We start from the raw sequence: 18,398 nt of genomic DNA, 5'->3' as shown, positions 1-18,398 counted from the left end.
CTAGCTTACTATGATGCTGCATATTTGCTGGATCACATTAAACTGGCATTGTTGGATGAAATGCTAAAGTCATGAGGTCCCTGGCGGACACTTGGGAGAAGAGGGAAAGACGTGGTTAAGGACAAGAAAAAGTCCATTCTGGCAGCGCTGGTCCTTCTGGGCCTTGCAACCGGGCCAAGCCTGGCCGGGCCAAATGAAGAAGCCTTGCTTGCCGGCTATGTCGGCAACTGGCGCGGCGAAAGCATGCTGCAGGGCGGCGACAAGCCCGAACCCTTCCGCTGCCGCCTGTCGGTGAGCCCGGGCAATTCGGGCAAGATCAATTATACCGGCCGCTGCACGCTTGTGAACATGAACCTCTCGGTTTCGGGCACGATCGGCTATATCGCGGACAAGTCGCAATATGAGGCCGTAATGACCTCCAATGCCGGCTTCTCGGGTACTGCAGTCGGCCGTCAGTCGAGCAAGGAGATCGGTTTCGATCTCGTCGAGCGGCAGAAGGATCGGGGCGGCAACGACCTCCAGATCGGCTCGCGGCTCTTTCTTGTCGGCGATGCCATCCGCGTCGAATTCCAGGTGGAGTTCAACGATTCGGGTGATGTGCTGACAGCCAGGGTGCCGTTCACGCGCTGATCTACAGCTTGCCTCGCCTATAACCTGACCCAAACGCTCAAATTTTCAGTGCTCGACGAAAGTCGAGCACGCTTTTTCGTTTTTTTGTCGCTTTGCGCACGCTGGTGGACTTTTAAATCCGTGAAAGCTCCCCTATCTTGCCATCGCTGCGCCGCAAAATGCGCGCTTCCATACAGTCAACACTCGCAAGGAGAGGAATGACGATGACGACATCGCAAACCATTACCATCCATGCCGTGTGTTCGACCGTAGTATCCCGCCGATATCATGCCAAACGCTGGCAAGGGTTCTGTCGCTCGAAACGAATGTGACACGTCACATTACCATGTGACTGAGGTCATGTTCTCGGTGTGAAACAGCCAAAGAGAAATCTGGCAGCAGTCACACCACCGTCTCAGAGTATCGATAAGACCCGCAGCGAGCAGGCTTCACCGGCGTGGATAGGTCCACTGCCCGTGTTTTCCCTATCGTCGCGCAAGTGGAGATTCCACCCATGCAGGAAAACAGTTTCAAGAAGGCCGAAACGCTTCGGCCAACCGTGATCGAAGTGGCAGGCGAGCCGCAGGGCGTCGTCGTGCCGGCCGAGGGCGGCTATCGCTTCCTCGCCGTCAAGCTGCCGGCCTTCGTGGTCGATGGCCAGCACTTCGCCTCGATCGAGATCGCCCATCAGGTGGTGCGTGATGCCGTTCAGGGCGTCGCGCTCTAAGCCATTATTCCGCCTCTGCGGCTTAACCCTTTGCTGAAATGACCAAACCGGCTGCCTTACGGCAGCCGGTTCGTCGTCTTCTGGAGCTGGGGCGCAGGGGTCAGAAGACGTAGACGGTGAGGGTGGAGCCGGTGGACTGCACCCCGATGACATTGCCCGGCTGATATTTGGTGCGGCTGAGCGCAGCGTTGATCAGTGCATCGGACGACACGGCGCCCACCATGCGGTGGAAATCCTGGTTACCGGCCAGCCAGCCTGCCAATTGCTTGCGCACTTCGGCGCAGACCGGCACGGGAACGAGCTGGATGCTCGTCGCGCGGTCCCAATTGCGGATGCGGGTGGATTCAAAGAGGTTCACCAACTGGTTTGGATTGGTGCCGGCGCAGGCCGCCGTAGCAATGAAGCCGCCATTCGAGCCCGAGTTGCCGGAGCGGTTGATTACGGTGCCATTGCCGTTGGAGCCATTATTCCCCATGGCGCCGTTATTGCCGCGGCCATTGGTGCCGTTCGTGCCGTTGCCGCCATTGCCCCCGTTTCCACCATTGCCGCCGTTTCCGCCATTGCCCCCATTGTTGCCATGGCCCCCGCCGCCGATATTGACGCCGACGCCGATGAGGCCACCAGAGCCGCCAACATTCACATTGGCATCGACAAGACCGCCGACATTGGCGTTGACGTCGAGAAGGCCGTTGCTGCCGCCGAGATTGACATTGGCATCGACGAGGCCGCCTCCGACATTAGCATCGAGCAGGTTGCCGCCACCGCCGCCAAGACCCACATTGACGAGGCCGCTATCGCTGGCCGAACCACTGCTGATCGTCACCAGTTCACCGCCCGTGACGGTGTTGACCGTTTCGGTGACCGTGCTGGTGACGGAATCGAGCGTGCCCCCCAGGCCGCCGAGATCGAGCGCCATGGCCGTGCTGGACCAGAGTGCGGCAGTCAGGCTCAGGGCAATCGCAGTCTTATTCATTCTGAACATCGTTACCTCCTTGGTGAACAACAAGTCTTCTTGCTGTCTTGAGGTAGATGTTGCGCCGCTCACGGCTGACGATAAATTCGAGACTCTACGTATATTATTTTCTTGTATTGAACTGGGTTATTCGGACGTTACTTCATACAATTGATTCCAATAGATTCTTTATTTTATCTATTCGCTTTTTGATGGAGTTTTGGAAATGAAGCCGGCCAATAGGCCAGCGGTTCCATGACGACCAGCAGGTCGGCATCGTCCGGGAGGTCGGCCATCAGCCGGCAGATACCGAGCACCAAATCGTGGGGCGAGGGATCCTCGGGCACACGGCGGTCGAGCCGGCCATCGGCGCGGTGCTCGAGCGCTCCGGCGCAGAGTTCGTTCTGGTGCACGAAAAGCAAAAGGGCCGTCTGGCCCAGAGGAATATGATCGGGGGAGACGCGAATATAGCGCGCCATTGTCTTGGCTCCACACAGCACACCTCATGAGTGAGGCAATGCCCAAGTGTGCGCCGTGACGGTTGGCGGGAAATTTCCGCCCATATGGGGGAAAGAGGAGGGGCCCTAGAGGTTTTGCCGAGGCCCCTCAGGACTATCCCTTAGCCGTCATTGCTTGAATTGAGCTCCTCGGGCCGGCGGCCCTCGGCGGCTGGGCCGGTCGGTTCGATCGATTGCAACACGGCTTCAGCCAATGCCTCGACATCGATGCGCTGCGCGCCGGCTTCCGCCTGGCGCTGCAGTTCGACGGTGATGGCGGTGGTGACGGCAGTCCGCTGCAGGTCCTTATCCGTTTCCATCGATCGACACTCCCTGCTGGTCAATGCGCACTTCGACACCCGGGCGGGCCTGCTGCTGCTGATAGGTGTAGACCGCAAAGCCAATCACCGCGATGGCAAGCACTGCCACCAGGGCGTAAAGTCCGTTTCGGCTCATAAAAAACTCCTGACGCTGGATATCCCTTCCAAACGCAGAAGCCCCGCAAGGGTTCACTCTTCGGCAAGGGCCCTGAGCGACATGACAAAAGCCGTTACGCCAATCCCGACCGAACTCGAATTGTCGATGACGATGGGCGAGACGCCCTCCGGCAGGGACGCTCCTTCGCGAGCCAGGCGCGCGGTGATCTGATCGCGATTTTCCCGGCCGCGCTGTGCGAGACGATGGGCGCGGAGCGAAATTTCGGCCGTGATCATGACGACGCGGCAGGCGGGATATTTGGCGATCGCCTTGCCCACCACATGGCGCGAGACATTGGCGACGACGATACGCCCAAGCGCGAGATCGGTATCAACGCTGATCGGCAGCGCATAATTTAGCCCGTGCGCTTCCCAATCGAGCGCCAGGCGGCCATCGCTCCGGGCGCGGAAAAACTCCTCGGGCTCAATGGACAGATGGTCTTCAAGATCGATATCGGTCGGTCGGGTGACGAGCCGCCGCACAAAGCTGAAGCGCTTGTCGGCATCGAGGGCATGACGGGCGCCTGTGATCAGCGTGTCCTTGCCGACGCCAGAGGGCCCAATGACAAGCACCAGCAGTCCAGGCGGACGTTCGCTCAACTGACCCGCACCCCTTGTTTCCAGACGCCCCGCACCGCCGGAATACGTCCCTGCCCCGACACTCGCACCAGGTCAGCCCGCTTGCCAATGGCGATCTCGCCACGATCCACAAGCCCGGCTGCCGCAGCCGGATTGCGGGTCACGAGCGCGACGGCCTCGGGCAGGCCGATATCATCGATACGCTGAGGCAGCAGGAACACGGCCTGCAAAAGCGCAAAAGGCACATAATCGGAGCTGAGAATATCAAGCAGCCCCGCAGCGACGAGATCGCTGGCCGAAATATTGCCCGAGTGTGAGCGGCCGCGGACGACATTGGGCGCACCCATCAAAACCGCAATCCCGGCATCCTTGGCGGCAGCAGCCGCTTCAAGCGTCGTCGGGAATTCGGCGATGGCAATGCCGTTTTCCGCGGCTTCCTCGACATGGGCAATGGTCGCGTCATCATGGCTTGCAAGCGCAAGGCCAAGCTTTTGCGCCAGCGACACGATCGCGGTGCGGTTCTTGGCCGAATATTTCTCATGCTCGGCCTGGCGCGCATCGATATAGGCCTGCATCTGTGCTTCGCTCTGGCCCATATGCTTGGAATAGAAGCGCTTGTAGTCCTCGAGCGAGCGGAACTGGCGCTGGCCGGGCGTATGATCCATCACCGAAGCGAGCTTGGTCAGCGGATGATCGGCAAAAGCCTCGAAGTGTTCGAGCACGTCATGGCTCGGCAATTCGCAGCGCAGATGCAAAAAATGCTCGGCGCGCAGCCAGCCCTGCTCGGGTCCCTGGCGAATAGCCTCGACCATTTTACGCGAGTGCTCGAACATTTCGGGCATGTCGACATCCGAGCCGATGCGAACAGCATCGAAAACCGTCGTAATCCCCGAACCGGCGATCTGCACGTCATGCGCATGGAGCGCCGCAAGCGGATCCCAGAAAACGCCGGGACGCGGGCGATAATGGGTTTCGAGATGGTCGGTATGGAGTTCGACAATGCCGGGGATCAGATAGTCGCCCTCGAAATCCTCCCCCTGCTGCGCCCGGCCCGTGGCGATATCGGTGATTACGCCATCGCGCACCTGGATGCTGCCTGAAACGACGCTATCGGCGAGAACGAGGCGCGCGTTCTTGATGACCAGTTCGGACACGCTCAGGCTCCCAGGCGAAAATCTTCAAGGCGGCGGAAATAGGAGGCGGGCTCTGGCTCATGATAGAGCACGAGCCGGTCAAAGGTCAGCGGCTCGGCAAGGTCCGGCGCGAACCAAGCCTGTGCTGCCGCCATGACTTCGGCATGGTCCTCTTGGCTCAGCCGATCCGTCAACGTCATGTGGAAGCGGAATTCGTCGAACACGTAAGGGTAGCCATAAGCGTCGAGGAGTTCTTCCTGACGTGGCGTCAAACCCCGCGCAAGGCGCGCGGCGCGATCCTTCAGACTGAGCGGCGCGCGATGTGGCTCGAATTCTTCGACAACCGATGCGGCGAAATCGACGAGCGCTTCGTTTTCGGCTTCCGGGATCAGCGCCAGAAAGCCATCGAGCGAAGCGACGGTCAGCTTGCCGATCGAAAAGGGCGATTGGCGCTTGGCAAAATCGGCAAGGCTCGCGCGCAAATCATCCACTGTCGCGCCATCGGCCAGCGCCATGGGCGGCTTGATGGTGGCGTGGAAGGCGTAGCGATTGGCCGATTGGGTGAGATTGAGCAGCCGATTGCGCTCGATCCCGGCAATCGCGCCCTCGAACAGTTCATTGGTCAGCGGATCGCGCCCAAGCCAGGCCGAGGCCCGGTCCCAGAGGGGGCTATTGGCGGACGGCGCATAGTAAATGGCGAATCGTTCGGTCACATAAAACTCCCTGCGCCTGCCGGTACTGCCTCTATGTGTCCACCTTTTGACAGGCTGGCAAGGCTGGACAAGGACGGATGCCGCCGTCACAAAGGCGCGGGGAAAACGGCCGGAGGACCAAATGGATCGCGAAATCCTGCAATCGCTGTTCGAGCTTGCCGTAGATCGTGCCCAGCCCGCGCTGGCCGTCGAGCGGCATTTGCCCGAGGCGCCGAAGGGGCGGACAATTGTCATCGGCGCCGGCAAGGCTTCCGCCCAAATGGCGCGCGCTTTTGAACAGGCTTGGCCACATGCGATCCACGCCGGTCTCGTCGTTACGCGCTATGGCTATGCCGAAGCCTGCGAGCGCATCGAAATCGCGGAAGCCGCCCACCCCGTTCCGGACGCCGCAGGCTTTGCCGCAGCCCAGCGGCTCAAGGACCTGGTCTCAGGCCTCACGGACGACGATCTCGTCGTCGCCCTGATTTCGGGCGGCGGCTCCGCCCTGCTTCCGGCACCGGCAGATGGCCTGACGCTCGAAGACGAGCAGGCGGTCAACCGCGCGCTTCTCGCATCCGGAGCCCCGATCGGGGTGATGAACCTCATCCGCAATCAGTTTTCGACCATCAAGGGCGGCAGGCTTGCGGCATTGGCCGCGCCGGCGCGCGTCGCCACCCTCGTCGTGTCCGACGTGCCGGGAGACGATCCCGCCCTCGTCGCGTCCGGGCCAACGATTTCATTGGCCGGCACACGCGCTGAAGCACGCAAATTCGCCGATCTCTATCGACTGGACTTGCCAGAAGCGGTGCAAGCGGTTCTCGCAGGCGACGACAACCCCGCCCCGCGTTCGGACGACCCGCGTTTTGTCGGCAATTCGGTGGTGACCATCGCCTCGGCGGCCCTGTCGCTGACTGCCGCTGCAGAAGAAGCCCGCAAGCAGGGGATCGGCGCGGCCATCCTCTCCGATTCCATCGAGGGCGAAGCCCGGGACGTGGCGCTGGTCCATGCCGCGATTGCCAAGGAAATCGCGGGGCGCAATCAACCCTTTGCCAAGCCGGTCGTCCTGCTCTCGGGCGGCGAGACGACCGTCACCCTGCGCGGCAAGGGGCGCGGCGGACGCAATGGCGAATTTCTGCTCGCGCTCGCCATCGCGCTTGACGGCATCGCCGGCGTCACGGCGCTGGCGGGAGATACCGACGGGATCGATGGCTCCGAAGACAATGCCGGCGCCTTCGTCGACGGCACCTCCGCCCAGCGCATGCGTGCGGCGGGGATAGATCCACTGGCCGCCCAGGCAAACAACGACGCCTATAGCGCCTTCGAGGCGATCGGGGACCTCTTTGTCACCGGCCCGACCGGCACCAATGTGAATGATTTCCGCGCCATTCTGATCCGGTAGGCTTTGGCCTGCCGGTCACAGGGTCTCAAGGCGGAGCAGTCCCCGCTTTCCACAACCCCGCACCCGCCGCATGTGTTTTCGCCAAATTCCCCATTATGGTCGCGCCAGTTCGACTCAACTTGGCTGACCCATGGCGCTCCCCTCCCAAAACCTTGCCACCCGCATCGCCCAGGAAATCGGCGCCAAGCCCGATCAGGCCAAGGCCGCGATCGAATTGCTCGATGGCGGCGCCACCGTTCCCTTCATCGCGCGCTACCGCAAGGAAGTGACCGGCGGGCTCGACGACACCCAGCTCCGCACGCTTGAAGAACGCCTCGGCTACCTTCGCGAACTCGACACGCGCCGCGACGCGATCCTCAAATCCATCACCGAGCAGGGCAAGCTCACGCCAGAGATCGCCCAAGCCCTCGCCGCCGCGCCCACAAAAGCCGAATTGGAGGACATCTATCTCCCCTTCAAACCCAAGCGCCGCACCAAGGCGGAAATTGCCCGCGAGCGGGGACTCGGCCCCCTGGCCGAAGCCATCCTCGGCGACCGCCGCCTTGTCCCTGCCGATCTCGCCGCCAAATATCTCACCGACGATGTTCCCGACGTAAAAGCCGCGCTCGACGGCGCCCGCGACATCGTGGTCGAACAGATGGCCGAAAACGCCGATCTTGTCGGCCGCCTTCGCACCTATATGAAAGACCGCGCCACCATCCGGGCCAAGGTGATCAAGGGCAAGGAAGAGGCCGGCGCAAAGTTCTCCGATTATTTCGACCACACAGAACGCTGGGCCACCGCCCCCAGCCACCGGGCGCTGGCGATGCTGCGCGGCCGCAATGAGGAAGTGCTCTCCGTCGATATCGAAGTCGATGCCGACGACACCTCTGCCGTCAAACCCGCCGTCCGCATGGTCGCCTCCGCCTACCAGGTCGGCGGCGCCCTCCCCGGCGACAAATGGCTCCTTGAAGTGGCAGGCTGGGCTTGGCGCACCAAACTCTATGTGCACCTCTCGCTCGATCTGATGCGCGATCTCCGCGAACGCGCCGACGAAGAAGCCATTCACGTCTTCGCCCGGAATCTCAAAGACCTGCTGCTCGCCGCCCCTGCCGGCTCCCGCGCCACCATGGGCCTCGATCCCGGCATCCGCACCGGCGTCAAAGTCGCCGTCGTCGACGGCACCGGCAAGGTCCTCGCCACTTCGACGGTCTATCCCTTCCCGCCGCGCAATGACGTTTCGGGCACCCAGGTCGAACTCGCCAAACTCATCCGCGCCCACAATGTCGAACTCATCGCCATCGGCAATGGCACCGGCTCGCGCGAAACCGAAAAGCTCGTTGCTGACATGCTCGCAAGCATGCCCGCGCCAAAGCCGATGAAGGTCATCGTCTCCGAAGCCGGCGCCTCGGTCTATTCCGCCTCTGCCCTTGCCGCCGCCGAATTCCCCGGTCTCGACGTCTCGCTCCGCGGCGCCGTCTCCATCGCCCGCCGCCTCCAGGACCCGCTCGCCGAACTGGTCAAGATCGAACCCAAGAGCATCGGCGTCGGTCAATATCAGCACGATGTCGATCAATACCGCCTCGCCAAATCGCTCGATGGCGTCGTCGAAGATGCGGTGAATGCCGTCGGCGTCGATCTCAACACCGCCTCGGCCCTGCTCCTCTCCCGCGTCTCCGGTCTCAGCGGCTCGATCGCCGAAGCCATTGTCAATCATCGCGACGCAAACGGCCCCTTCAAGACGCGAAAAGAACTGTTGTCCGTCGCCCGCCTCGGCCAGCGCACCTTCGAGCAAGCCGCCGGGTTCCTGCGCATCACCGATGGCACCGAGCCGCTCGATGCTTCCTCAGTCCACCCCGAAGCCTATGGCGTTGCCCGCAAAATCGTCGCTGCCTGCGGCCGCGATGTCCGCGCCCTAATGAGCGATCCCTCAGCGCTCAAGGCCTTGGACCCGCGCGTCTTCGTCGACGAGCGCTTTGGTCTGCCGACCGTTTGCGACATCATCGGCGAACTCGAAAAGCCCGGCCGCGATCCCCGCCCCGCCTTCAAGACCGCAACTTTTGCCGAAGGTGTCGATGACATCAAACACCTGAAACCCGGCATGCAGCTTGAAGGCACCGTCACCAATGTCGCCGCCTTTGGCGCCTTCGTCGATATCGGCGTCCACCAGGACGGGTTGGTCCACGTCTCCCAGCTCGCCGATAAATTCGTCAAAGACCCGCATGAGGTCGTCAAAGCCGGCGATGTCGTGAAAGTCACCGTCGTCGAAGTCGACGTCCCCCGCAAACGCATCGGCCTCACCATGCGCCGCGACGGCGGCGCCTCGGCCCGCGAGGATCGTCCGCAGCAACAGCGGCCCGCCAACAGCCGGCCATCCCAGCAGCGCCCCGCCCCCGCGCCCAAGGCCAACGACCAGGGCGCGTTTGGCGCGCTCCTCAGCGCCGCCATGAAAAAGAAGTAACCCGCCTCCCCGCCAGCGCGGATTGCCTGAAACGCCGCGCTGGTTTCTACTGCCGTCCAGCTTCACGCCGGAGGAAACGACCATGGCGACACGCGGCTTTACCGGACGCCCCCGCGAACCCGAGCAAAAGGATCGCGTCCCGCCCGGCCAGCACCTCGTCGATTATTTCCCCGTACTCACCGCCGGCCCGACGCCCCATATCGCGACCGAAAGCTGGAAATTCACCCTCAAGGTCGGCCCGCGCCCGGTCAAAACCTGGACCTGGGCCGAATTCAACGCGCTCCCCATGACCAAAATGGTGCGGGATATCCACTGCGTCACTACATGGTCGATGCTCGATACCACCTGGGAAGGCGTCCTCATCGACGATCTTCTTGCCGACGCCTTTATCGAGCCGCCGACCAAGTTTTTGCTCGCCCATTCCTATGATGGCTATTCGACCAATGTCCCCGCCGCCGATCTCCTCACCGGCAAGGCGATGGTGGCCCTGAAATATGGTGGCAAGCCGCTAGAGCGCGACCATGGCGGCCCCGCCCGCCTTCTCGTGCCGCATCTTTATTTCTGGAAGTCGGCCAAGTGGGTCAATGGTCTCCAATTCACCGAGCGCGACGAAGCCGGCTTCTGGGAATTGCGCGGCTACCACATTTATGGCGACCCCTGGAAAGAGCAGCGCTATACCGATGATTGATACGATCAATCGCGAGATCCGCTGGCAAGAGGCGAGGATCACGCGCATCGTTGCACGGACAAAGACGCTCTCGAGCTTCTTCTTTCTGCCGCCCGAGCCTTTCGCCCATCGCGCCGGCCAGCATGTTGATGTTCGCCTCACGGCGCCCGATGGCTATGTCGCCCTGCGCAGCTATTCCATCGCCTCGGCGCCCAATACCGTTCCCGAAATCGAACTCGCCATCGACCGGCTCGATGATGGCGAAGTCTCGCCATTCTTCCACGATGTCGCCGAGGTGGGCGACGAGATCGAACTGCGCGGCCCACTCGGCGGCCACTTCGTCTGGAGCCCCACCAATGGCGGCCCGCTCCTTCTCATCGGCGGCGGCTCCGGCGTCGTGCCCCTGCTGGCCATGATCCGCCACGGCTTTGCCGAAAAATCCGACGCCCGCGTGGTGCTTCTCTTCTCGGCTCGCACCGCCGCCGAAGCACCCTTCCTCGACGACCTCCTCGCCATCGAAGCTGAGTGGGAAAACTTCACCCTGCGCCTCGCCCTCACCCGCGAAACGCCCAGTCGCCCAAGCGACTACGCTCGCCGCATCGACGGCCCGATCATCACAGACACGATCAAAACGCTCGGCGCCGCGCCAAAGCATGTCTTCATCTGCGGCAGCAACGCCTTCGTCAACGTCGCCGCCGACCGCGCCGTCGAAGCCGGCATGCCCGCCGAGATCATCCGCACCGAGCGCTACGGCTAAGCGCGAATCGCCCGTCCCTGTTCATCGAACAGATGCACCTCGTCGGGTGGCAGTGCGATATGCATCGCCTGGTGCAATTCGAGGTCTGGCGCGCCGTCGAGTTTCACCGTCACCATTTCCCCGTCCGGCAGTTCGACATAGGCCAGCGCATATTCGCCGAACTGTTCGATCACGGCGAGCGTCCCGCTCAGATGCGCGCTTTCCGGGCTCGCCAAAGTCAGATGCTCGGGCCGTGCCCCGATGGTTTTAACCTTTGCGAGATCGACGCCGCTCAATGTTAACGGAATGTTACCCGGCAGGCGCAGTTGATTGCCCTCTGGCGTCACGGAGATAAAGTTCATGCGCTGGCTGGCGATGAACCCCGCCACGAAGGTGTTGACCGGGTTGCGATAGAGATCGAGCGGCGAACCGACCTGCTCGATATTACCTGCATTGAGCACCACGATCCGGTCCGCGAGGGTCATCGCCTCGACTTGGTCATGGGTCACGTAAATCATTGTCGCATCAAGCGTATCGTGCAGTTTTGCAATCTCGACACGCGTCTGCGCCCGCAGCGATGCGTCGAGATTGGACAGCGGCTCATCGAACAAAAACACCTTCGGATTGCGCACGATCGCCCGCCCGATGGCGACACGCTGCCGCTGCCCACCAGAGAGCGCCTTGGGCATGCGATCGAGATAGGCTTCGATCTGCAAAATCCGCGCAGCTTCCCTAACCCGTTGATCCACCTCTTCTTTCGGCGTCTTCTTGAGCTTGAGGCCAAAGGCCATGTTCTCATAGACCGTCATATGCGGATAAAGCGCATAAGACTGGAACACCATGGCGATGCCGCGCTGGGGCGAGGGCACGTCGTTGACCACCCGGCCCTCGATTGAAATCTCGCCGCCCGTAATCGGTTCGAGCCCGGCGATCATGCGCAGAAGTGTTGATTTTCCGCAGCCCGAGGGCCCGACGAAGACAACGAATTCCCCGCTTTTGATCTCGAGATCGACCCCATGGACGACCTCGAGGTTCCCATAGGATTTCCGGACTTGGCGAAGCGTGACATCGGCCATGAAAACCTCCTCAGACTTCCAGGAGAAGCGTTGTGATTTCGAAGGGGCGCAGCTTCAAGGTGACGCTATTGTCCTTGATTGCCAAAGGCTTGCTCGGCCCCTCTTCCATCAGGTTGACGGTGCGCACGCTCTTGACCTTGACCCCGAAGGAGATGGTCGCCTCGGCCCGGATATTGGCGTGCTCGAAGACGCGCAGCACCACGGCGTCGGATTTCTCGGCCTTTTTCACCGTCTCGATGGTAACGTTATCCACGTCCACCTGAGCGAAGCTAAACTGGGCGAGTTCACCAGCCTTCGCCGCCGAAGGCGTCAGATTGCCGATCACGGCGAGGGGGTTGTTGAAGCGTTCGGCCGCGCGATGCACCTGGGCCAGATCCGCCACGCCTTCATGGATAAAGAGCGCATATCGGATGCGATGTTCGCCGAGGTCAGCGTCGGGTGCCGGGAAGGTCGAACCCCGCACCAGTGTCAGGCGCACCGATTGCTCGTGGCAATCATAGGCATATTTGCTGTCATTGATCAGCGCGGCGCCAAAGTCGGATTCGGAAATATCGACCCAACGATGCATCGAGGCCTCAAACCGCGCGCGGTCCCAGGTGGTATTGCGATGGGTCGGGCGCTTCACATGGCCGAATTGAATTTCCGAGCGGATTTCGGAAATGTTGAGATCGAACGGGAACTGCGCCTTGATGACCTGCTGCCGCTCCTGCCAATCGATGAAGGTGTCGAACTCCACCTGACGCGCACCGGCGGAAAGCGAAATCACCTGCACGATCAATGACTTTTGGTATTTTCGTTCAACCCGGATCGCCGCGCGGTGCGGACCGGTTTCGACGACGGAAATCTTGGTCGGGCTATCGGCCAGCGGCCAGAACTGCTCTTCGAAATAGCGGTCGATATCCCAGGCGTCCCATTCCATGGGCTTGTCTTCATAGGCAATCAGACGATTGGCCGTCTTGCCCGGCGCCAGCACATCGCGCTGCCGCTTCTTGTCGAAGATCCCGGTGATCTCGCCGGCCTTATCGAAATCGACGCGGATCAGCTCGTTTTCGAGATGCTTTTCGGAGACCGAAACGCTTGAGGTCATCACCAACGGCCCAGCCACCACCTGCGCCCCGGTCCAGCCGAGCGCCGCGATATTGCGCACCGGCGCCACCGATTCCGTGCTGCCATCGGCGCGGGTAATGGTCTGGATCGGTGCCGAGCCATTCGCCGTCACCAGCGTATTGCCATCGGCAACCTGGCCGAGGCTCACCAGTTCGGCGCGGTTCTGGCTGGTGAAATTGAGCACGCGAAGCTGATCCTTGCCGGGCTTGGTAAAGGCCTGGGCCGCCGCATGCCATGGCCCGTTTTGCGAGGAGAGCGTCGAGAAAATCTGGTGATATTCGCCATCGCTATCCACATAAACTTCCGGAATAGATGTGCCCGGCAGGATGTCGTGGAACTGGTTGATCAGTACCAGCTCCCAGAATTCGGCAAGCGTTTCAGTGGGATAGGCATGGCCCGCCTGGGTCAGCGCCATGATGCCGACAAATTCGAGCTCGCGCAAACGGCGCTCGGCATTGCGGTTATTGGCCTTGTTCTTGGCGACCGAGGTCAGCGTGCCGCGGTGATACTGCAGATAAAGCTCGCCATTCCAGGTCGGGAATTTGCCGGGGTTCGCATTCATCGCCGCGCCAAGGCGATCAAGGAATGGCACGATGCCCTCAAGCTTGACCTTGGGTGCGCCGGGAATGCCACGCTCGAGCCGCGTGCCACGCTCGATCATGGCGCGCGTCGGTCCCCCGCCGCCATCGCCATAACCATAAGACATGACGACCTGATCATAAGCCGCCTTGGGCTCATAGCGCTTCCATGCGCCCATGGTCTCGGAAACAGAGAGATCGCCATTGTACGTCGTAAAAATCTGTTCGCTGTCATACCTTTGCGCGGTGATCAGCTGCGCTTTCGTGACGGTCCCGTCGATGCCGCGCCAGAAGAACGTGTCATAGGGATGCCGATCCGTGTCGTTCCAAGAGAGCTTCGACGTCACGAAATATTCGAGCCCGGATTTCTCCATGATCTGCGGCAGGTTAGCCGAATAGCCGAACGTGTCCGGCAGCCAGACGGTCTTGGGCGTCACCTTGAAGTTTTCAATATGGAAGCGACGCCCGCGCATGATCTGGCGGACCAGCGACTCCCCCGAGGCGATATTAACGTCCGGCTCCACCCACATGGCGCCTTCGATCTCGAACTGCCCGGATTTAACCTTCTTGAGCATGCGCTCCCAGATTTCCGGATAGTCCTTTTTCAGGAAATCGAAGAGCACCGACTGGTTATACATGAAGACGAACTGCGGATACTCCTCCATCAGGTTGAGCACCGTGGCAAAGCTGCGACCAGTCTTGTCGCGCGTATGCATCACGCGCCAGAGCCAACCGACGTCGAGATGGGTCGAGCCCACCGCAGTGATCTGCGGCTGCACCTCGGTATCGACCAGATCGTAGATCTCCTTGGCGATCTTTTCGGCCGCCGGCAGGGTCGCTTCGAATTCCGGCGTATGCCCATCGCGTCGATCAAGTGCGCGCAGGGCGCGATCGACGATGTTCAGAATCGCCTGCCGCCGCGGATCGTTCTGATAGAGGCGCACCGCCACATCGAGCGGGGTCTGCAGGTCATAATAGAGTTTTTCCGCGCGCTCATTGCGCACCAAGAAATCCACTTCGAACCCAACAAGCGGCCGGTCAAAGAACGTAAAGGCATTGACCAGAATGACGTGCTTGTTGCCTGGCTTGGCATTGCGCTCAATGACGAGTTCAGTGTGATTGCCGTCCAGCGCCTGCGCGATCTTGCCGTCGAGATAGGCGAGACATTGCGGGTCGGTCGAACCAGGCCGGTCCTGCCATTGGCTGGTGAAATGGGCGACAAACACCTTGCCCTTCGCTTCTGCCGGCACGGTAATTTCAGCGGCGAACCAAGTGTGTTCCTGATGCTTGGCCCAGACAGAGTGGCTGCCGAACTTTTCCCAAGTCCGCCAATCCGCCTTCAGTGCCTCGGCTGCCGTAAACCCGTCGGCGCGCTGCACGTGCCACTGGAATGGCACATTGGCGAGCGGCGTGCGGATCTTTGTTTCAAGGTCCTTGCAGAGGCGGAGGAGCTTTCCTTCCATCTTGAGGTCGTCATCGAGAAGACCGAGCTTGGTGGATTGGGGATTGGAATAGGTCATCCTTTGACTCCGACACCGGCGAACCCTGTGTTCATGTTCCGCCGCAACAAGAAATAGACGGCGATGGCAGGCGCCGCATAGAGAATGGAAAAGGCCGTGAGGAAGCCGTAGTTGATGGCGCCCTGCTGGCCGAACGCTGCGTAAAGCCCCACCGACATCGGAAAGGCATCCTGCACGCGCGCGAAGATCAGCGGCAGCAGGAACTCGTTCCAGGCTCCCGTGAAGCTGAAGAACCAGACCACCGCAATGCCTGCGCGCGACATGGGCAACACGATTTTCGTGACAATCTGAAGAAGCGTCGCGCCTTCCACATAGGCGGCTTCCTCAAGCTCGATCGGCACCGTGTCGAAGAAGTTTTTCAACAGCAGCAGCGTGAAAGGTAGATTGAGAATAGTCAGCGCGATGATGACGCCGAGCTGATTGAGGAGGCCCGAGCGCTGCGCGGCAAAATAGAGCGGCACCAGCACGCCGGCCGACGGCAGCATGCGCAAGAGTACGAGCGTCCAGAGGAAAGCATTGCGCCCCGGAATGCGCAGGCGCGACAGCGGATAGGCCGCCGAAATCCCCACCACGACCGATAGCGTCGCCGTGCCCGCCGCGATGATGAAGGAATTGAGGAACTGCCGCCCGGCATTACCGCTGACAGCGAGCCCAAAATTGTCAAAACCAAATGCCCGCGGGATTTCAAGCTGGCCGGTCGAGAGCGGATTGAAGGCGTTGAGGATCAGCCAGGAAAAGGGGCTGACCCAGATCACCGCCATGAAGGTCAGCGCAATGGCGGTCAGGCGCGAGGGGCCGGTATTGTCCATTATTTGGGCTCCCGCAGAAGACGGAGATAGAAGAGCGACAGGAAACCAACGATCAGCAGCATGGCGACCGAGATCGCCGAGCCAAAGCCCAGATTGCCGCGCGAAAAGCTCTGATTATAGAGGAACACGGCGAGCGTTTCCGTCTGCCGACCCGGCCCGCCGCCGGTCATTGCGAAGATCAGCGGGAAATAGGTGAAGGTCCAGATGGTGATGAAGAGCATATTGGTCGCGATATGCGGCCGAATGATCGGCAATTGCACGAGCCAGATGCGTTGGAGCGGCGTCGCGCCATCGACCTTGGCCGCCTCGACCACCTCACGGCTGACTGAGTCGAGGGCTGCGGAAAACAGCAGATAGGACCAGGCCGTACCCTTCCAGATATTGGCGATCGTCACGACCGGTAGGGCATAATTGTTGATGAAGTTGATTGGCGGAAAGCCAAGCGGCACGACGATCAATTGGTTGATGAGGCCGGTCTGGCTCGTCGTTGCCGACCAAAGGAATGCCGCGACGATATCGGGCAAGAGCCAGCCGAGCATGATGCAGACTTCGACCACCGTGCGCAGCGTCGATTGCGTGCCGCGCAGCGTCGCCGCGAGCAGGAAACCTAGTACCGACTGGCCGACAATGGCCGAGAAGAACACGAAGATAACCGTGGTCCAGAGCGATTCAAGAAAACCGCGGCGCGTAAACAGCCGCTCGAAATTCTCGAGGCCAACCCAGCTCCATTCGACGCTCTTCCGCCCGACCAGCGCGAGATCGGTGAACGAAAAGGCAAAGGCCCAGGCGGTGAAATAGAGCAGCGCACCAATCAGGACGATGGCTGGCAACATGCCGATAACAAGCACATAGAGATTGCCGGTGAGCCAAGGATTGACCTGATTTTTCATGGATTTTTTCTCACTGGCAGAAGATCGGCCACGCATCCCGCGTCAGCCCCAAGAGGGCGACAATCGAGAATAAAACTCCCGTCACGGCGGCACCCGGAGGACGAGTGGGCGCCGCCGCGTCGGGAGGACTCTTTATTCGTAGGTGATGACGTTCTCTTCGCCGAACTCGTCGACGAGAGCGTTGTGATAGGTCTCGATGACCTCATCGACCGACACACCATCGAGCAGATCCGAAGTCGCCTGCTGGATCAGGGCCGATACCGTCTGATAGCCCGGAACCGTGTCGCGGCCGGTCGTATCGGCGGCAAGCGCCGTTGCCTTGGCAAGGAACGGATCAGCCATATATTCGGGCGAATCCGAGATGTCGGTACGGACAGCCATGCGGTGCGTTTCAAGGGTCCAGGCCTTGAAATTGGCTTCGTCGAAGATCGAGGTGATCAGCTTGAAAGCCAGTTCCTTGTCAGAAGCCTTGGCATTGACGCCAATGGTCCAGCCGCCCGAAATATTGGTCGTCGCCTTGGTGCCCGGCTCACCCGAACCCGGCCATGGCGTCCAGGCCACTTCCGCATCGCGGACTTCGCGGGTGGGCGGATTGTTGCAGTCCCAAAGGCATGCATCTTCCCACGAGCCGGAGGCTAGGATACCGAGCTGATCGGCAGCGAGAGCCGCGCGAACGGCTGCGCCGATATCGGTGGCGTAGTTCAGATCAGCCGGGTTGAGCTGATCTTCGGAATAAACCTTGGAATAGAGCTCGAACGTGCGGCGCAGGGCCGGGCTATCGCCAATCCACTGATTGGTTTCGCGGTTGAGGAGGCGATTGCGATCGCCCTCGGGCACGTCGGCGCCGAGGAGGGCCATATAGACGCCCTGCATGGTCGACGCTTCGCCCTGCTTAGTGCCGGCCGGAAGCTGGAACGGATACTGGACGCCCGCATCCTTGAGCTTTTGCGCAGCATCAAGAATGTCCTGCCAGTTCTTGGGCTCCCATGGGGTCGGGATACCGGCCTTTTCGAAGTTGGACAGATCGTACCAGAGCATGCGCACGTCGGTATCGGTCGGCAGCGCGTAGACTTCGCCCTGATAGGAAGCGACTTCCAGGAGGCCCGGCAGATAATATTGCGACTGGTCCCAGCCCTTGAGGTGTTCGCCAAGCGGCTCGAGATAACCGGCCGAAGCCAGTTCGGACACCATGAACGAATCCATCAAGGCGACATCGGCGGCAGTGCCGGCGCTGAGATCGAGCGCGATGCGCTGATCATAGCCCTGACCCGGCAGCTTGATGGCGTTGACCTTTTCACCGGTCTCTTTTTCGAAATTGGCAATGCCGGGCTCGACCAAGGCGGCGATCCAATCGGCATACATGAATGATATTTCAGCCCGCGCAGGCAGCGTCGACGCGGCCATCAGCGTTAAGGCGGCAACGGTCGACAGGAAACCGGTTTTGAGCATTAACTCCTCCTCTGCTCTTTGGCCGCGCTTTGCACCGCGGCTTTGCACCGGACCTCCATATC

General features: G+C 61.0%; 18 protein-coding genes. 6 read left to right on the top strand and 12 right to left on the bottom strand.

The features are described 5' to 3' along the window. Positions 1 to 111 precede the first annotated feature (111 nt). Together ASG47_RS18245 and ASG47_RS18240 are read left to right on the top strand one after the other, a co-directional pair. Entirely contained in the window at positions 112 to 630 is a 519-nt protein-coding gene (locus ASG47_RS18245) for a hypothetical protein (RefSeq protein ID WP_061911669.1), read from the top strand. A gap of 493 nt (positions 631 to 1,123) precedes the next feature. Further along, positions 1,124 to 1,336 (top strand): hypothetical protein, encoded by a 213-nt coding sequence (locus tag ASG47_RS18240; protein WP_061911668.1) that lies wholly within the window; start codon positions 1,124 to 1,126, stop codon positions 1,334 to 1,336. A 100-nt stretch (positions 1,337 to 1,436) separates the two neighbouring features. On the opposite strand, the gene ASG47_RS20775 is transcribed toward ASG47_RS18240, so the two are convergent. The 7 genes from ASG47_RS20775 to ASG47_RS18210 all read right to left on the bottom strand — a co-directional run bounded on the left by ASG47_RS20775 (position 1,437) and on the right by ASG47_RS18210 (position 5,686). Beyond that, positions 1,437 to 2,318: a hypothetical protein gene (locus ASG47_RS20775; RefSeq protein ID WP_156464167.1), complete on the bottom strand. Its 882-nt coding sequence runs from the start codon at positions 2,316 to 2,318 to the stop codon at positions 1,437 to 1,439. Between the two features lie 164 nt (positions 2,319 to 2,482). Next, entirely contained in the window at positions 2,483 to 2,767 is a 285-nt protein-coding gene (locus ASG47_RS18230) for a hypothetical protein (protein WP_061911666.1), read from the bottom strand. 140 nt (positions 2,768 to 2,907) lie between these two features. Further along, complete coding sequence (locus tag ASG47_RS18225) at positions 2,908 to 3,105, bottom strand: hypothetical protein (protein ID WP_061911665.1); 198 nt, start codon at positions 3,103 to 3,105, stop codon at positions 2,908 to 2,910. Next, entirely contained in the window at positions 3,092 to 3,241 is a 150-nt protein-coding gene (locus ASG47_RS20955) for a hypothetical protein (protein WP_164474162.1), read from the bottom strand. The genes ASG47_RS18225 and ASG47_RS20955 overlap by 14 nt, the downstream gene beginning before the upstream one ends. Before the next feature lie 53 nt (positions 3,242 to 3,294). Further along, positions 3,295 to 3,861, bottom strand: a complete 567-nt coding sequence (gene phnN / locus ASG47_RS18220) for a phosphonate metabolism protein/1,5-bisphosphokinase (PRPP-forming) PhnN (RefSeq protein WP_061911664.1) — start codon at positions 3,859 to 3,861, stop codon at positions 3,295 to 3,297. Further along, positions 3,858 to 4,994 (bottom strand): alpha-D-ribose 1-methylphosphonate 5-triphosphate diphosphatase, encoded by a 1,137-nt coding sequence (locus ASG47_RS18215; protein WP_061911663.1) that lies wholly within the window; start codon positions 4,992 to 4,994, stop codon positions 3,858 to 3,860. Before ASG47_RS18215 ends, phnN begins: the two co-directional genes overlap by 4 nt. A 2-nt stretch (positions 4,995 to 4,996) precedes the next feature. Further along, a complete protein-coding gene (locus tag ASG47_RS18210) occupies positions 4,997 to 5,686 on the bottom strand; it encodes a DUF1045 domain-containing protein (RefSeq protein WP_061911662.1) in 690 nt (229 codons plus the stop codon). A 121-nt stretch (positions 5,687 to 5,807) separates the two neighbouring features. Here ASG47_RS18210 and ASG47_RS18205 point away from each other — a divergent pair, with 121 nt between their 5' ends. The 4 genes from ASG47_RS18205 (at position 5,808) to ASG47_RS18190 (ending at position 10,928) form a co-directional block, all read left to right on the top strand. Then, complete coding sequence (locus ASG47_RS18205; RefSeq protein ID WP_061911661.1) at positions 5,808 to 7,064, top strand: glycerate kinase; 1,257 nt, start codon at positions 5,808 to 5,810, stop codon at positions 7,062 to 7,064. 130 nt (positions 7,065 to 7,194) lie between these two features. Next, positions 7,195 to 9,504 carry a Tex family protein gene (locus ASG47_RS18200; protein ID WP_061911660.1) on the top strand — a complete coding sequence of 770 codons (2,310 nt, stop codon included), beginning with the start codon at positions 7,195 to 7,197 and terminating at the stop codon, positions 9,502 to 9,504. A gap of 82 nt (positions 9,505 to 9,586) precedes the next feature. Continuing rightward, on the top strand, positions 9,587 to 10,192 hold the full coding sequence (locus ASG47_RS18195) for a sulfite oxidase-like oxidoreductase (protein ID WP_061911789.1): 606 nt from the start codon (positions 9,587 to 9,589) through the stop codon (positions 10,190 to 10,192). Further along, a complete protein-coding gene (locus ASG47_RS18190; RefSeq protein WP_061911659.1) occupies positions 10,185 to 10,928 on the top strand; it encodes an FAD-binding oxidoreductase in 744 nt (247 codons plus the stop codon). The genes ASG47_RS18195 and ASG47_RS18190 overlap by 8 nt, the downstream gene beginning before the upstream one ends. On the opposite strand, the gene ASG47_RS18185 is transcribed toward ASG47_RS18190, so the two are convergent. From ASG47_RS18185 to ASG47_RS18165, 5 genes are all read right to left on the bottom strand, one after another. Further along, positions 10,925 to 11,983, bottom strand: a complete 1,059-nt coding sequence (locus ASG47_RS18185; protein ID WP_061911658.1) for an ABC transporter ATP-binding protein — start codon at positions 11,981 to 11,983, stop codon at positions 10,925 to 10,927. The genes ASG47_RS18190 and ASG47_RS18185 overlap by 4 nt on opposite strands. A gap of 10 nt (positions 11,984 to 11,993) precedes the next feature. After that, a complete protein-coding gene (locus tag ASG47_RS18180) occupies positions 11,994 to 15,188 on the bottom strand; it encodes an alpha-mannosidase (RefSeq protein ID WP_061911657.1) in 3,195 nt (1,064 codons plus the stop codon). Further along, positions 15,185 to 15,997, bottom strand: coding sequence for a carbohydrate ABC transporter permease (locus tag ASG47_RS18175; RefSeq protein WP_061911656.1), 813 nt, complete (start codon positions 15,995 to 15,997; stop codon positions 15,185 to 15,187). Before ASG47_RS18175 ends, ASG47_RS18180 begins: the two co-directional genes overlap by 4 nt. Next, the gene (locus ASG47_RS18170; protein WP_061911655.1) at positions 15,997 to 16,887 is read right to left on the bottom strand and encodes a carbohydrate ABC transporter permease; all 891 of its coding nucleotides are present in this window, start codon (positions 16,885 to 16,887) and stop codon (positions 15,997 to 15,999) included. Before ASG47_RS18170 ends, ASG47_RS18175 begins: the two co-directional genes overlap by 1 nt. 132 nt (positions 16,888 to 17,019) lie before the next feature. Then, entirely contained in the window at positions 17,020 to 18,336 is a 1,317-nt protein-coding gene (locus ASG47_RS18165; protein ID WP_061911654.1) for an extracellular solute-binding protein, read from the bottom strand. Between the last annotated feature and the right edge of the window lie 62 nt (positions 18,337 to 18,398).

The organism is Devosia sp. Leaf420, from assembly GCF_001425445.1.
Lineage (GTDB): Bacteria > Pseudomonadota > Alphaproteobacteria > Rhizobiales > Devosiaceae > Devosia.
The sequence above is the reverse complement of the archived record's forward strand: the minus strand, read 5'-3'. Positions and strand labels throughout refer to the sequence as shown.